Origin of the sequence: Rhizobium sp. RAF56, assembly GCF_052113965.1 — a bacterium.
Classification (GTDB): Bacteria; Pseudomonadota; Alphaproteobacteria; order Rhizobiales; family Rhizobiaceae; genus Rhizobium.
In genome coordinates, this window is sequence record NZ_JBFRDU010000066.1 from 1 (window position 1) to 14,484 (window position 14,484).

The 14,484-nt window shown below is 59.1% G+C and carries 14 protein-coding genes and 2 pseudogenes; 7 read left to right on the forward strand and 9 right to left on the reverse strand.

Features of this window, described 5'->3' with window-relative positions; translation table 11 throughout:
• Positions 1-181, reverse strand: a pseudogene (locus tag AB4048_RS27565) (hypothetical protein); the annotation flags it as partial.
• 318 nt (positions 182-499) lie between these two features.
• On the opposite strand from AB4048_RS27565, the gene AB4048_RS27570 reads away from it, so the two are divergent.
• Positions 500-1,510: an IS30 family transposase gene (locus AB4048_RS27570; RefSeq protein WP_442205159.1), complete on the forward strand. Its 1,011-nt coding sequence runs from the start codon at positions 500-502 to the stop codon at positions 1,508-1,510.
• 106 nt (positions 1,511-1,616) lie between these two features.
• On the opposite strand, the gene AB4048_RS27575 is transcribed toward AB4048_RS27570, so the two are convergent.
• Positions 1,617-4,232 carry a hypothetical protein gene (locus tag AB4048_RS27575; RefSeq protein WP_442205160.1) on the reverse strand — a complete coding sequence of 872 codons (2,616 nt, stop codon included), beginning with the start codon at positions 4,230-4,232 and terminating at the stop codon, positions 1,617-1,619.
• A gap of 165 nt (positions 4,233-4,397) precedes the next feature.
• On the opposite strand from AB4048_RS27575, the gene AB4048_RS27580 reads away from it, so the two are divergent.
• Together AB4048_RS27580 and AB4048_RS27585 are read left to right on the forward strand one after the other, a co-directional pair.
• On the forward strand, positions 4,398-4,631 hold the full coding sequence (locus tag AB4048_RS27580; RefSeq protein WP_442205161.1) for an AbrB/MazE/SpoVT family DNA-binding domain-containing protein: 234 nt from the start codon (positions 4,398-4,400) through the stop codon (positions 4,629-4,631).
• Positions 4,628-5,026 carry a type II toxin-antitoxin system VapC family toxin gene (locus AB4048_RS27585; protein WP_442205162.1) on the forward strand — a complete coding sequence of 133 codons (399 nt, stop codon included), beginning with the start codon at positions 4,628-4,630 and terminating at the stop codon, positions 5,024-5,026. Before AB4048_RS27580 ends, AB4048_RS27585 begins: the two co-directional genes overlap by 4 nt.
• A 105-nt stretch (positions 5,027-5,131) precedes the next feature.
• On the opposite strand, the gene AB4048_RS27590 is transcribed toward AB4048_RS27585, so the two are convergent.
• Positions 5,132-6,328: a M14 family metallopeptidase gene (locus tag AB4048_RS27590; RefSeq protein ID WP_442205163.1), complete on the reverse strand. Its 1,197-nt coding sequence runs from the start codon at positions 6,326-6,328 to the stop codon at positions 5,132-5,134.
• A gap of 122 nt (positions 6,329-6,450) precedes the next feature.
• A complete protein-coding gene (locus AB4048_RS27595; protein ID WP_442205164.1) occupies positions 6,451-7,479 on the reverse strand; it encodes a helix-turn-helix domain-containing protein in 1,029 nt (342 codons plus the stop codon).
• A 379-nt stretch (positions 7,480-7,858) separates the two neighbouring features.
• Between AB4048_RS27595 and AB4048_RS27600 the strand changes: the two genes are divergently transcribed.
• Positions 7,859-8,743, forward strand: coding sequence for an MBL fold metallo-hydrolase (locus AB4048_RS27600; protein ID WP_442205165.1), 885 nt, complete (start codon positions 7,859-7,861; stop codon positions 8,741-8,743).
• Positions 8,744-8,845: 102 nt separating this feature from the next.
• Here the strand turns inward: AB4048_RS27600 and AB4048_RS27605 are convergent, their stop codons facing one another.
• Entirely contained in the window at positions 8,846-9,466 is a 621-nt protein-coding gene (locus AB4048_RS27605) for a hypothetical protein (protein WP_442205166.1), read from the reverse strand.
• A 511-nt stretch (positions 9,467-9,977) separates the two neighbouring features.
• Between AB4048_RS27605 and AB4048_RS27610 the strand changes: the two genes are divergently transcribed.
• The 3 genes from AB4048_RS27610 (at position 9,978) to AB4048_RS27620 (ending at position 11,573) form a co-directional block, all read left to right on the forward strand.
• Positions 9,978-10,202, forward strand: a complete 225-nt coding sequence (locus AB4048_RS27610; RefSeq protein ID WP_276572477.1) for a cold-shock protein — start codon at positions 9,978-9,980, stop codon at positions 10,200-10,202.
• Positions 10,203-10,666: 464 nt separating this feature from the next.
• Positions 10,667-11,014 (forward strand): DUF6481 family protein, encoded by a 348-nt coding sequence (locus AB4048_RS27615; protein WP_442205167.1) that lies wholly within the window; start codon positions 10,667-10,669, stop codon positions 11,012-11,014.
• A gap of 271 nt (positions 11,015-11,285) precedes the next feature.
• Entirely contained in the window at positions 11,286-11,573 is a 288-nt protein-coding gene (locus AB4048_RS27620; protein WP_442205168.1) for a hypothetical protein, read from the forward strand.
• 235 nt (positions 11,574-11,808) lie between these two features.
• Here the strand turns inward: AB4048_RS27620 and AB4048_RS27625 are convergent, their stop codons facing one another.
• The 4 genes and pseudogenes from AB4048_RS27625 to AB4048_RS27640 all read right to left on the reverse strand — a co-directional run.
• Positions 11,809-12,690, reverse strand: coding sequence for an SDR family NAD(P)-dependent oxidoreductase (locus AB4048_RS27625; RefSeq protein ID WP_442205169.1), 882 nt, complete (start codon positions 12,688-12,690; stop codon positions 11,809-11,811).
• Entirely contained in the window at positions 12,687-13,472 is a 786-nt protein-coding gene (locus tag AB4048_RS27630) for a hypothetical protein (protein WP_442205170.1), read from the reverse strand. Before AB4048_RS27630 ends, AB4048_RS27625 begins: the two co-directional genes overlap by 4 nt.
• Positions 13,473-13,481: 9 nt before the next feature.
• Positions 13,482-14,075: a protein-S-isoprenylcysteine O-methyltransferase gene (locus AB4048_RS27635; RefSeq protein ID WP_442205171.1), complete on the reverse strand. Its 594-nt coding sequence runs from the start codon at positions 14,073-14,075 to the stop codon at positions 13,482-13,484.
• 142 nt (positions 14,076-14,217) lie between these two features.
• A pseudogene (locus AB4048_RS27640) lies at positions 14,218-14,484 on the reverse strand (hypothetical protein); the annotation flags it as partial.

The window sequence follows — 14,484 nt, forward strand, 5'->3', positions numbered from 1 at the left end:
AGCCTGGCCAGAGGAAGTGCACAGCAGCCCAATGCACGAACTTTCGATTCATGGCGCCGGTCGCCGTCAATCCTATGCCACCCTCACCGTCAGCATAGGCAACCGAAAGAAGCATGCCGCGCAGAAGTGGTGACAGCGCGGCGACGTCGGCGTCACCTTGCAGGTTGATTTCCGGAAGCATCGTGCGGCGTTGATCCCTAGCCTGCGCCATGCAGGTGTAAGCGAGTATCGAGCGGCGAGAGAACAATTGCCAGTGAGAAAGCTAAAGCCGAAGGGGGAGGATCCCACCCGCCCCCGCTCCGCCCTTTCAACCCGGCCCAGCCGGTCGGATCGGGGGCTGACCGTCAACGCCAGCGGAGACACTGACTGTCGCATCTCTAACTCGCTGGCGACGCCGCATCTCTAATCAGCTTTGACATATGGTTGTAGCCGGTGGGTTCAAGGATGAAGTGCGACTTGCAATAGATAGCAACGGTTTATCGCTTGCAAGGAACGTGACATGAAACGCACCTACTCCCAGATCGACATGGACGAACGCCGCAAGATCGCGCGCTGGCGGACAGCCGGCGTCAGCGTTGATATCATCGCCGAGAAGCTTGGCCGCCATCGTTCGACGATTTTCCGCGAGATCCGACGCAATGTGTTCGAAGATCGGCAATATCCGGAACTGAGCGGGTACTTCTGTGTGACCGCCAACGAGATCGCACGCGAGCGTCGTGCCAAGCTACGCAAACTTGCCCGGTTCTCGCATCTGCGCCAAGCCGTGATCGAGCGCATCAGGCATGGCTGGTCGCCGCAACAGATCGCCGGCAGGCTACGTCTGGAGCGGCATCCGATCTCTGTCAGCCATGAAACGATCTACAAGTTTGCCTACTCGCCGGACGGCCATGCGATCAAGCTGTGGCAGCATCTGCCGGAACGCCGCGCCAGGCGCCGGCTACGGCATGCCAGGCGCCGTCATGGACGGCGGTTCACCCCCGATGTCAATATCCTCCACCGCCCGGACGTCGTTGCCGAACGCAAACAGTTCGGGCACTGGGAATGCGATCTGATCCAGTTTCGCCAGAAGTTCGGCAAGGCCAACGTCACGTCGCTGGTCGAACGCGTCAGTCGCTTTGCCGTCTTCCTGCGCAACAACGATCGGCAATCGAGGCCGGTGATGGATGGGCTGATCCAGATACTCCAGTCATTGCCCCACCTCGCCCGCCGTTCGATCACGTTTGATCGTGGCACCGAGTTCACCGACTGGCCATACCTGCAAGCAAGCATCGGCACGCAAACGTGGTTCTGTGACCCGCAATCGCCTTGGCAGAAGGGTACCGTCGAAAACACCAACGGACGAGCCAGGAAATGGCTTTCGAGAGAGGTCAATCCATTGTCTGTCAGCGAACGCGACTTAGTCGATATCTGCAATCGCCTGAACGCGACACCGCGTAAATGCCTTGGCTACAAAACGCCAGCCGAAGTCTTCCGCCAGAAACTTCTCGCCCAGACCAGGCGCTCCGGTTAGTCTCTCGTGGTTCGCAAGTCGCGCTTCGCCATGAACTCACGAGGTACATTCTATTTAGTAATGCGACAGTTGGGCCAGTTAGAGATGCGACAGTCTCCCCTCTCGATCACGGGATCGCGTTGAAACCGTCGCGGGCGAATAATTGGCCCATTGTCAGAACCTGGATGCGCTGCGCTTGAACCTCGCCGGCAAGGTAGTCGTAGTGGGCGGAGAGTTCGGTCTTCAGGGTATCCAGACCGGAAACAATCGTGTCCACCGCGTTATGTGCGTAGGAGACCGTCGTCGTCTTGTTCTTTTTTGCCGTCTCGACGCGGGCGTTCATCAGGGCCGCGGTATTGTCGCCACCGCTGTTCGACATCGAGTTTCCGAGCACCTGCATGTCACGTTCGCCAAGTCCGAAGCGGGTGGGCATGTCGCCGCCGTTGGTCTGGCGCATGGAGCGCATGCCCTTGGAGCGGAATGCAGACGGAAGCTTGTTGTCATAGAAGGCGTTGCCTGCGTTCGTGGCGCTCATGACCGTCGCTGTGGAGGTCACGGCGTTGCTGAGAACAAGGGTCGTGCTGTTGGTCACCGACACGATGTAGGTGCCGCGCGGCATTCCATAGGCGGCGCACTTCCAGTTGATGCCATTGCCAACGCCCGCGGTAGACGCACAGGTGACGGTAGTCGTCCCGTTGAAAGTAACGCCCGTCAATTGCACTGGCGTTCCGGCATTTCGCAACGCCCCGTTCGGCCAGCAGCCATGGAACTTCTCCGGGGAATCCATTCCATTCGCGGCAAGGACGCCCCAAGAGGTGTCGATACCTGCCATGACGGTCACCATGTCCAGCGCATCGATGCATCGGCTATCATCCGGCATGCCGTCGATACCGATGCCCCAACCCGCATTGAAGAGGTCCTTGACCTGAGCCAGGGACATGAAGCTGACGCCATCGAGATTCGACACGGGCGCGAAGAAATTGGCGACCAATCCGCGTGACGAGAGCGCCGGCAACACCCAGTCATGGATGGAGAAACGTCCGTCATCGAAGGTAAGGACCGCCGTCGGAATGCCGCCTGCCTTGGCGACCACAGCGGCAAGCCTTGGCTGGGCGCAGTATGGAGCGCCAGTGCCACTGGATGACGTCAGGAAAAGGCGGCCGTGGATGGCTGACGATCCCAAGTCTTTGAATGTAGCAATATTCTGCACGCTCGTTGCATGCCAGTATTTGCCAACCGTGCTGTGAACCGTCGTCGCGCGCGATGCGCCCGTATAGTAGGTCGATCCGACACCGGGGCGGAAATCGATGCCGGTGATGGTCTGATATTCGGGGTCGGTGTCGAGAATGACGCAGTAGGCCAGTACGTCGAGATTGGCGGGGACATCCGTCGCAAGATTGGTCTTCTGGAGATACGTTCCGTTGGCCGCACCGGTGAGCGTTGCCTGGATCGCGCCGTATCCATCGACGGTGGTGCTGTTATTGCCATAGGTCACGATGCCGGATGCGTTGTTGGTCGTGCCCGCGGTGTTGTTGACGTTCCAAAGCACCTGAGGTGCCGCGAGAACCCATCCAATGGTGGTGGCGGATTGCTGGTAAACCAGCGAATCCTCGACGACACGAATTTTAAACCCGACATCGGCAGAGGTGGAAACGTAGGATATGCCCGTGGCGCCAAGAATGGCCGTCTGCGTGACGCCGTCCTTGCTGACGCGATACCACTGGTAGGATGGCGCGCCGCAGTTGACGTAGGAACCTGGAGTAACCGTGTAGACAGAGCCAGGTGATCCATCCTTTGTCCAAGAGATCGTAGGAACGGACGTAATCGAAGGAACGTCCTCGGTTCCGACTATGCCATCTCCCGTGCTCAGATTGGCATTGTTGATGTAGGTCGTATTGGTGCGAACACCGGTCGTCGTGATCGGGTAAACGGCGCTGCCGTCGTCTGTGTTCTGCAGCCAGTTTCCTTGCAGAAGGCAGTTTATCGCTCCATACGGGTCCGTCCCGCATAGACCAAGGCAATACCAACTCGGGTTGCCCCAGATGACGTTATTCAGCACCTGGATGGCGCTGAGGTTGGATTGCTCGCCTATCAGCCGTATTCCCGATGTGCAGTTAACCGAGGTGGCATCGGCCGGTTTGCGGCAATCGATGTAATTTTCGGCAATGGTGATTGGCCCGGTCTGCTTGTAGACCTGGATCGCGTCGGCGTGATTGTTGGTGCCATATCCGTATTCATGGATGTAGTTGCGGTAGGCCGACCCCTCCTGGAATTGGAGGAAATCTTCATTCTGGCAATAGGCCTCGCAATACTGGACGGTAATCGACCCCGCTCGGCTGTCGATGAAGACATTGCGAAAGTCGGTGGCGTCCTTGTTTCCTGCGAAGGTGCAGTGATCCACCAGAAGACCCGAGATGCCGTCAGGCTTGAATAGCGAAAAAGGGTTGCCGACACCCTTCTTCTGCTCGTCGAACAGGCAACTGGTAATGGTGATGTTGTTTGCCGCCATCACTATGCGCCGGTTGCGGAAGTCATAGCCCGAGACCGTGGAGTTCGCGACGTTGAGCGTGACTGTCGTGCCGTCGTCTGTTCCTAAGCTGTTGATCGGGATCAGCGATGCCGCCTTTAGGAAAGCGGTGTCTAATCGCCTGCCATACTGCCCCGCATACGGACTGTGGAACGTTGAACCCCATGGCGGAATGGAGAAGAGACCTTGCCATGCGAATGGATCGGGAGACGTCATAGGTTTTCCCCTCAACCTCGTGCTGCCTTGATCGCCACTTCGGCCGAAATGTAGGGCGCGCATCACTGCTTTCGACCACGGCGCATTGCAAAATGGCAAAGGACAACATTGTAATTTTGCGCACGAGGTAATACCTTCGTTAAAAGAGGTATTACGAGGCGTTCCATGGCATCGACGTTGACATCGAAGGGGCAAGTCACCGTCCCCAAGGCCGTCCGTGACCTGCTGGGCATCGGGCCTGGCAGCAAGGTCGACTTCACGCGTGCTCCCGATGGTAGCGTCGTATTGGTACGCGCTGATGACCAAAATCACGTTAGTCTTTTTGCGCAGTTGCGGGGCCATGCGGGCAAAGGTCTCGATACCGACGCCATCCTGGCTCTTACGCGCGGCGAACCGTGATACTTGTCGACACAAATGTCCTTTTGGACCTTGTGACGGATGATCCGAACTGGGCGGATTGGTCCGAAGCGCAGCTCGAGGCCGCCAGCCTGCATGGCCCACTTGTCATCAATGATGTGGTCTATGCCGAACTCTCCGTGCGCTACGAGCGCATCGAGGATCTGGACGCCTTCATCGAGGCGGCCGGACTGGAGATTATCCCGATACCAAGAGCCGCGCTGTTCCTTGCCGGAAAAGTCTTTGCGCGTTACCGCAAGGCTGGGGGAATGAGAACAGGGGTGCTACCCGATTTCTTCATAGGATCTCATGCAGCGGTCGCGCAGCTTCCCCTGTTGACGCGGCATGTCGGCCGATATCAAACCTACTTCTCGTCGCTAAAGCTGATTACACCCTAGACCCCTTCCCTTTTTCTTCGAAACACGGAAACGTTCTATCTATTTGTTTTTACGCAATTCCGGACGGAAACCCGTTTCACACTTTTCCTGGAACTGCGCTAGCAATTATTCGGGATAAGTCTGAGCGGCCTCGGGCGTTGCATTGTTGAAGAGGATAAAGACCAGGGGGTTGCCGGGTTCGGACATGGCATCGCTGCGCTGGCCCGTTATTTCTCCAGCCACGCCACTTGTGTATTCCGCAACAACCTCGCCGAAGCTGTTGCGCTGGATGGCCACTTTCTGTCCGGCTTCGACCTTGTCGTTCAGCTTGACCAGATGCTCAACGAGCCCGCCCGCGGTGGCAAGAATCGGGAAGGCACTGTTGCCCACAAAGACTTTCACGTCCTTGCCCGTACGTCCCATGGGCCCGGCAACGATGCCATGATGCTTGAGGACGTTCATCGTGCCTTCCATGAACAGGGAGACCATCTCGAGGTCGAGGACGCGGGCGGCGCCGATCTCCGGCGTAAACGCCGGAATTCCCGCGTCGATAAACGCGTTGTGCAGGACGCCGGGATATACATGATTGTCGAAGATCTGGCGGACGGGATAAAGCTCGACCATTGCCTTGATCTCGGGCACGTCCATTCCGCCGATATTGAATGCGGTGACTTCGAACCCTGTCGTCCCGGTGTGGAAGTCGATCGCGAAGTCGGCGTTCGGGCGGAGAAGCCGGTTGAACAGCAGCCCGGCGTGTCGGCTGGGCGCGGTTGCGCCGTTCTCGTTTCCGGGCCACTCCCGGTTCATGTCGATCAGATCCATGCCCCTGCCCGAATTGGGCCATCTACGCTGCATGCCTTCGATGGCGGGGCGGGAGACGTCGGTGACAGCCATAACGGTGCCCGCCATCTGCGTCGGATCGAGTTGGGTCATCACGGTGTGGACCGTATGCACGGAACTCATTTCGTCGCCATGCACACCGCTGACAAGGACGGCGCGTTTGCCCGGCTTTGCTCCCTTGGCGACGATCACGGACACATACCAATGCTGTCCGGTCGCCATCTCAACGCCCTGAAAATATAGGAGGTGCTTCCGGCCAGGCTCCAGGTCATTGACGTCAAGCGCGCTGACGACCTTCTTTCCGTCGATCACGTCGCCGACATAGACTGTCCTCTGCGACGTCTCGTCAGAAGCGGCCCCGGCAGTGTCCTCGGCCTTGGCAGCACCGGCGCTCACTGCGAGGGCCGCCGACCCGCCGACCGTGGCAATAGATGCAATGATGAAGTCGCGGCGGTCGAGCCCTTCTCCACGTTTTTTCGACATGATTGGATCATCCTTCGTCGTTGCTAGGGAATGTTGACATGGTGGCAAGCCCATCGCTCGCAAAAATCCGAGATTGCGGCCTTGAGACGCATGCTCTGTTTGGGGCTCCGATTTTCACTGGCTCAAGCCTGCAGTCGGCGCAAGACGTCGCCGATATCCGTCAGGCGCTCCAAGGCTGACACCGGCGCCGGCGGCACTGGTAGAAATTCCTTTCGGATCCCGGCTGCCCGCACCTCGCGAGGCGAGCATCCCATCGTCTGGCGAAAGGCCCGGCTGAAGCCGCCCGTATCGGCAAAGCACAGCAGATCGGAAAGCTGTTGCATGGAAATACGGTTGTCCGGATCAGAGAGCATTTTATGTGCGGCGATCAGGCGTTGCCGCTGAATATAGCGCGACACACCCTGCAACGGCTCGAACAGGGAATAGAGCGTGGTCCGCGATATCCCGAGCTCGCCTGAGAGCGATGTCGGAGTGAGGCGTGGCGAGTAGAGGTTCTGCTGGATTCGCTGGCGAGCGCGCTCGAGCAACGTGTCTGCAATTGGCGAGCGAGCGTCAGCCAGATTGTCCTTTGATGGCGCGATGCAGGCGGTGATCATCGCGCATACGGCCTCGGCCAGCCGTGGCATTTCATCTGATGTTATGGTCGGCAACCGGCGTTCGAGCGAAATGAGGAAGTCAGCGAAGAGAGCTCCGAGGCCATCCTGCCCCAGAGTGCCATCATGCGCATCTAAAGCGCCAGCGATCGGACGCAGCATATCGCGAGGAATGAACAACGTCGCAACGCTGGAATCGGCGGCTGAGCCGGCATATGGCCGGCCCAGGTTTCGGAAATACACCTGCGGAGCTTCTTTGTTCGCCTTTGCCAAATGTGCGGCATTCTCCGGCAGAACAAGGCACCAGTGATCAATCGGATCCTTGCGGATGTGCTCCCAGCTACGCGGGGTGGAAGGGCCTGGCAGTCGAGAGGTCGAGAAGGCGAGCTTTCCGAAATCCCAAACCTTCTGTTCGAACGAAAAGGATCCACGTGTTTCACGGCTCAGGGAAACATCAATCAGCGATGCGTTATACGCACGCCATGCCTCGAATTGCTGCTCCCGTGGCAGGTTGCTCGTATCGAACGTCAACGGTTTGACTAAGCTCGAAGCTATCATCCAATCTCTTGCAGGCTAGATAGTGCGAAGAAGGTAGGGAAGAAAAAGCTGCAACTGAACTCAACGTTTCGGACTGAAGATTGACGACACCGTCGCACCTTTATCCGTCGATCAATATATTCCAAGTACACGATATACCTGCCTCGGGATACCCTGTGAACCCGGTCTTCGGCCTTCGCTTGAACACGCATCTCCTCTCTTAGACGGCGAAATCCGCGAGGCCACATCCCGTGACCTCGATTGATCTGCAAACGGCGTTTGACGAGCCTGGTATGGGTGTCTTTCGCGATCGACTTCCCACGGGAAAGTGAATGCCGCCTTGCTGGTCTTGCTCGCTACGTCGTCTTAACGTCTTGCCTAGATCGGATGGAGGGAAATCATGAAGACGATATCAATATCAGCGCTTCTAGCTGCCTTGATTGCCGGAAGTGCGTTCGCGGCAAGCACCGGCCCCATTCCTACGGATCCGGGGGCGCAGTCATTCGAGGTCGGCAAGGTCCGTGTCACTGCTCTACGCGATGCACAGTTCGTTGCCGCCAATGATGGTAAGCTGTTTGGTGTCGGCGCTGGACCCGATGCGGTAACCGATGTCCTTAAAGCCGCCGGCGAGCCGACCGATCACGTTACCCTCGGCGTCGACGCCCTGCTGGTCCAGTCCGGCGGCCGCAACATCTTGATCGACACCGGGCTCGGGCCGGCAGCACATGGTGTTCTGATCGCGAGCCTTGCCAAGGCCGGATTGCAACCTGAGGATATTTCGGTCGTTCTGATCACGCATGTGCACGGAGACCACATCGGCGGCCTGGTGACGGCCGACGGTTCACCTGCGTTTCCGAAGGCCACGATCAGGATTTCGGCTCCAGATTGGAAATGGCTTCAAACCCAACCGAACATGGCGGCCTTGGTCAAGGCCGTTTCTCCAAGTGTAAAGGTCTTCAAGCCGGGCGACGGCGTGGCTCCCGGGATCACGTCGGTCGCCATCAAGGGGCACACGCCCGGGCATGTCGGCTACCAGATCGTATCCGGGAGCAAACGACTGCTGGACTTTGGCGATACGGCCCATAGTTCGATCGTCTCGCTGGCCAAACCGGACTGGCCAGTTGGCTTCGACAACGACCAGAAGGAAGCGGAGACCAGCCGGCGCCAGATGTTGACGCAACTGGCCAAAGATCAAGAGTTGATTTTCGCGCCGCATTTCCCGTTTCCGGGGGTCGGGCACATCGTAGCGGACGGAGACCACTTCGCCTGGCAGCCGCAAAAATGATGGTGCGCCGCGCCTATTCGGAGGGGTTAGCGGTGCGAACGCCGGCATAGCCGGATTGCTGCCGCTGCGCATGCAGCTATATGCGCGGGTCGGCGCAAAATATCACGGCGGCGTTACACCATCGAGGCCGACGGAAAGGCGGTCGGCGGCGACCATGTTTTCCCCGCTGCTGACGCCTTGCACGGACACGCCCGCGCCCGACTTCAGGTCGTCCCTTGTGGCCGGGGTGAGTGCCACGACTTTCGTGCCGTCCGGAATGCTGATCTTCCGCTGACCGCCCTTGTAGGCCAAGGTCAACATTGGACCGTTCACGTCCTTGACGGCGTTTGCGACCGTCGCGTTTGTCATCGAGCCGTTCGGCTTCACATCCCAAGGCCGGTCACCCTCGCCCGTGCCCTTCATCGAGGCCGGGAAGATGACGACCTGGACCGCGCCGTTCACACCGCTTGAGGTCGGCTGCGAGCCGATGCCGACGAAGTCGCCAGGCTTTATGTCGGCAGCCGAGGCGCTCTTGACGCCCAGCACGTTCATGCCGGACTTCATCGTAACCGTAACGTCCTTGCCGTCCGTGTTCTTGATCTTCAGCGTCTCGCCATCGAGACTTTCGACGGTGCCGTGAACGCGAATTCTGTCCGCCGCACTGGCATCATGAAACGCCGCCAGCCCGACCACGGCACCGGTCGCGAACAAGAGGACGGATTTCCGAATATGGCTGCGGTCCATGATGTATCTCCCTGAGACCTACCGGTCGGTAGGCGGCTGATCAAATCGCGGCGGAAGGGTATGGTTGGTGGGGCGTTTAAGTCGACATAGATTGGACGGCGGAATCCTACCGGCCATGTGCTAACGCGGCCAATCAAACGCGATCAAACAATGGTGAGAGGAATGGCGCTATGCGCGCCCGAAACATCGGGACGTTGGCTTTACCGCCCGCGACCGACGTGCCACTGCTGTGAGCAGGCTGTTTCCCGGAAGCAGCGGTTGATTGGAACTCTCGTCCGCGCGGCCTTCTTCGACACCCATTGCCCCCGCAAGACTCACGACTTTTTAGCGAATGGGATGCGCTACGAAAACTAAAAGTTGACCGGAGGGCGATACTCCCCTATACATCGGGCGTCGATATTTGGTCGTCTGCTTTGTTAAGCGCGTAGCATCGCGCCCTGAACGAACTTCCCCTTCAAAAATCGAGAGCACCGCCGGTCGCGCATTCGTGCGCCGGTTCTTCAATATTGCTATGAAAGGGTTCGTTATGACCACTGGCACAGTTAAATGGTTCAATTCCACCAAGGGCTTCGGCTTCATTCAGCCTGACAACGGCGGCGCCGATGTGTTCGTTCACATCTCGGCTGTCGAGCGCGCTGGCATGCGGGAAATCGTCGAAGGCCAGAAGCTTGGCTACGAGATGGAACGCGACAACAAGTCGGGCAAAATGTCCGCTTGCCAGCTGCAGGCCGCTTAAATCCACGCTTGAGCTCTCCGGTGACCACGGATGTACTGGCACCGCCGAGAGCACAAGTGGTAAAAAAGGTCAGGCGTCTCGTCTGGCCTTTTAGCTGGATCGCGATCCCGCCTGGCCTTTCAACGTTAGGATAGTGTTTGACCGAGAGATGGAGCAAATCCCGCCAGCAGGCCGAGTCTGCGTTCAGCAAGACGCAATCGCAGTCTTTGGCGCGCGATCGGGTCATTTCCGAAGAGGATGCCGCCGTGCGGGCACGCGATGAAAAAACGATGCGCTTGCGCGAGCTTCGCATGGCACGAGAAGGCGGCGATAGCGCCGCGCCTCCCATCGCGACACCAAAGCGCACCCCATAACGCTGAATACCACCAATCGCTGTTGTGGGATGACGAACTCAGAAGTACGATAGCAGTGCCGTCGTCCACCGTCGGCGCTGATAGGCGCACATCAAATACGGATCTACAAAGTTGAAGCATAGCAGAGACAACGGCCTGTCCGATCGCCGCAAGGCGACGGCCGACGCCAAGAAAGCCCTCCTCGAAAAGTATCAGTCGGCGATCAAGGCAGCCGCGCCGGATCTCGCCGCCAGGCAAGCAGAGCGTCAGGCTGTCGCGGCCGCGCGCGAAGAACGGCGTGCCGAGCGCGACCGTCTGAAACTCGAAGCGCAGGAACAGGTTCTCAAGGCGGCGGCCGAACACAGTGCGGCGGCGGAAGCAGCTGCAAAGGCAGAGGCTGAAGTACGCGCGGCAGAAGAAGCAGCCCGAAAGGCCGAACGCGATCGGCGTTATGCCAACCGCAAGGCGCGCCAAGGCTGAGGCAGCGCCGACCGATCGAGTTGGTGTGTTCCGCCGAGCGGGTCACTGGGGACGTATTTCTCTAGTGCGCTCCGAACGGCGGCGCGGCTCGGTTGATACCCTCGTTTGCGAAAGCGAGGCGAAGGTTTCGCAATAATATTAGGTACTAAGGCTAGGTCGCCGTCCCCTTTTCAGTATTTTCGGGCACACGGCTGATATCGAAAGCTTAGCTGAAAGAGCAGAAGCTTATCGACTTCGTCTTGCTCATCCCACCAGACATCAAGGACAGATCATGACTACGCTTACACCGACCCAGATCCGAGGATTGAAACTCGCCAAGGAGGGGCATCTATTTCCTCAAGCATCGAAGAAATGGACGCATCTGAACGCGACGGTGACATACGCAAGAACCGACAGGTTTCAAGAACGGCCGCAGAAGGTGAAGTTCCTAACGACGACCACCCTGGATGAGCTGAAGGAACTGGGCTTCGTTGAAAGGCGCCATCCGGGAGATCAGATAGAGCCAGATTCCTACCAGATCACGATGGCGGGAAAAATGTGGCTCCTCAAGAACAAATAATACCGCTGTTGTCGCACTGAATTTGCGCGTTTGGCTGGCGCTGAGGCAAGCAAAAGCGGGTGGTATTCCACCTCGACCCAACCGGACCGCGTGCGATAGGCCGGATCGAGAGCTGATCGTCAGGCTTGGCATGCTCACATGACATCGTGGTTGCCACAGCAAGTCCAAACTGTTTCCCTTTTCAAATCAACGCAGAGCTAAGGCCCACCCCTTGCAGCACAGTGCTCGGGCAACTTTACGCGTGCGCATCGCTGCGCTCGCGCGGGTGGCCGGAGCCGTGGCACTTCTTGAAGGTTTCGCCGGAGCCGCAGGGGCAGAGATCGCCGCTGCGTCGTTGAAGCCGGCCGACGAGCGGCAGCAGAACGGCTGTCGGCAGCAGCGTTGCGATGACGGCGGTAATTTTTGCCGAGATCCCAGGGATTACAAGGCGGCGCCCGGATTTGAAGCCGCGCCAGGCCTGTTCCGCGACACGATCCGCACTGAGCTTCGGCAAGATCTTGAAGAGCGTTGCGCTGCCCGCGCCGGATCGCTCCAGGAACTCCGTCGCGACCGGTCCCGGTGCGACGCAGGTAACGGTTACGCCGGTGCTGCGCAGCTCCTGATGCAGCGATTCCGAGAAGGACCGGACGAACCCCTTGCTGGCATAGTAGAGCGCCATGTTCGGTCCCGGCAGGAAGCCGGCAATGGAGCCGAGGTTTATGACGCCGCCGCGTCCCCTCCCCGCCATGCCGGGCAGAAAGCGCAACGTCAAATCCGTGAGCGCGCGTATATTGAGATCGACGATGCCGAGCTGATCGTCGATCGGCAGCAGGGTTGCCGCACCGCGCAAGCCGTAACCGGCACTGTTGACGAGTACGTCGCAGAACATGCCATTGTCAGAGAGGAACGCGGCAAGCCGCACGCCTGCGTCACTCGCGGAAAGGTCCAGTACGAAGCTTATCCCCTCGCCGCCGGCCGCGTTGACCTCGGCTACCGCCGCCGCCAGGCCATCGGCGGAGCGCGCCAGGAGAACGACCGCAGCACCCTCCCCGGCAGCGACCTTCGCAAGCGAGCGGCCGATGCCCCGCGACGCGCCGACGACAACGACCGCCGGCCGCAGCTCCTTTTCCAAGCTCATGATGCCGCGCCCATGGTTGCGGCATCGGAGGCGGCGGTCCCCTGTGGGAGGGCTCTGACCTCGGCTGCAATCTCGCTATTCAGTATCTTTTCGAACCGCTCGAGCGCGCGGGCCACGTTCGCGCCGTCCATGACCCTATGGTCGTATAGAATGCGTACCGTCACCGTGCCCGTTTCGCTGATCGGGCCATAGTTCAGAAGAGTCGTCAGCGGCGTCAGCGGGTTAAGGGATTCTGCCCCAAGCCCCGAATAGACCGACAGCTGGAACGTGCCGAAAAAGCGCGGCCGCTGGCGTCCGAGATTGAGCCCGAACCACATCGCCAGCCACCGGAGCGGCGCCGGCAACCGCGCGAATTTCAGTGAGCGGCGGAATTGCTTGATCTCCATCACCGGCCTCGATCGCGCCTCCTGCATCAGGGCATCGAGTTCCGTGATCGACTTCTGCTCGGGGCGCTTGATGGGGCTCAAAAGCACCACGCGCTCGCCTTGGTATTCACGCTCATGGGCGACGGAGGCAACGCTTTCCGGATATTCGTAGAGCTGTGGCCTCGGAAGCTTCACATAGGCGCGCCGAAACTCCGGCACTTCCTGCGCCAGAAGCGCGTAGCCTTTCAGAAAAAGTACCGTCCAGGACGGCCTGGCTGTCTGCATCTTTCGGGCTTCAAGGAGTGCGCCAAGGTTCATCTGCCGCTGCACCGTCACCCGGGGCACACCGATCGAAAATCGCATAAGATCCCCGACAAGACGCCTTGCCGCCGAAAGCTTTATGGGTCGGCCACGCATGATGTCACCTTAGTAGAGATAGGGGATGATACGCTTGGTTCTGTTCATGTAGTCGCGGTATTGCGGACCGAAGAATTCGAGCATCATCTGCTCTTCCTTGTCCACCCTCAGGAAAAAGAGGATGGCAAAACCGACCAAACCGGCCAGGCCCACGAACCAGTTCGCCAGCAGAAAGGCCTGTCCGAGCGCCATTAAAAGGAACGAGGTATACATGGGATGGCGAATGAGAGCGTAGGGGCCGGCGGAAATCAGCTCATGCTTCTCACGAATCTCAAGCGAGATCGACCAGTTCTTGCCAAGCTCCTTGTGGGTCCGGCGAAAAATCCACATCGCGGCGACGTAAAGGGCGGCGCCGATCACGACTGAAAGCGGGCTCAAGAGATAGTCGGCACTCAGCGGGAAGCCCGTGAAGACATAAATTCCGGGGATGATTGCAAGGCCGATGATCGCGGCGGCGAGGCCAAATCTGTCCCTCATGGAACGCTGGTCGCTGACGACGCGCAGCCGCTTGGCGCGGCGCGCGAAGGGACGCCGGATGAAGTACCAGGCAACCACGCCCAGCACCCATATGATCTTGCCGAGAAGCGCTAGCGATAGGCTCACCAAATGTCACCAAGTTCTTTCTGGGGGCATTTGATGTGGCAATTCCTGTCGGAGAGACGGCCGCCATCACCCCTCGACTTCACCGGTAAACAGAGCGCAAGTTTATGCCGGTGGAGCCGGCTTAGGCAAGATGGCGATGCGCTCAACCGGTATTCATCTCTCGAAGCTGTGTGATGAACTGCTGCGGCCGCAACCAGATGCCGGGTGTCTTGTAGCCCATGTGGCGGGCGATCTCGCCGGTCCAGTTATTGCAGTTGTTGACCGTCGCCTCCCAGGTCTTCGACACCGCCTGCTGCTTGCGGATGAATGCAACGACGTCGTTGTATTCCGATTCGCTTAGCAGCACCCGCCAGCTGGCGGAGCGGTATTGTTCTTCGAGATCGCCGTCGGTCCATCCGGTCGTGGCCGC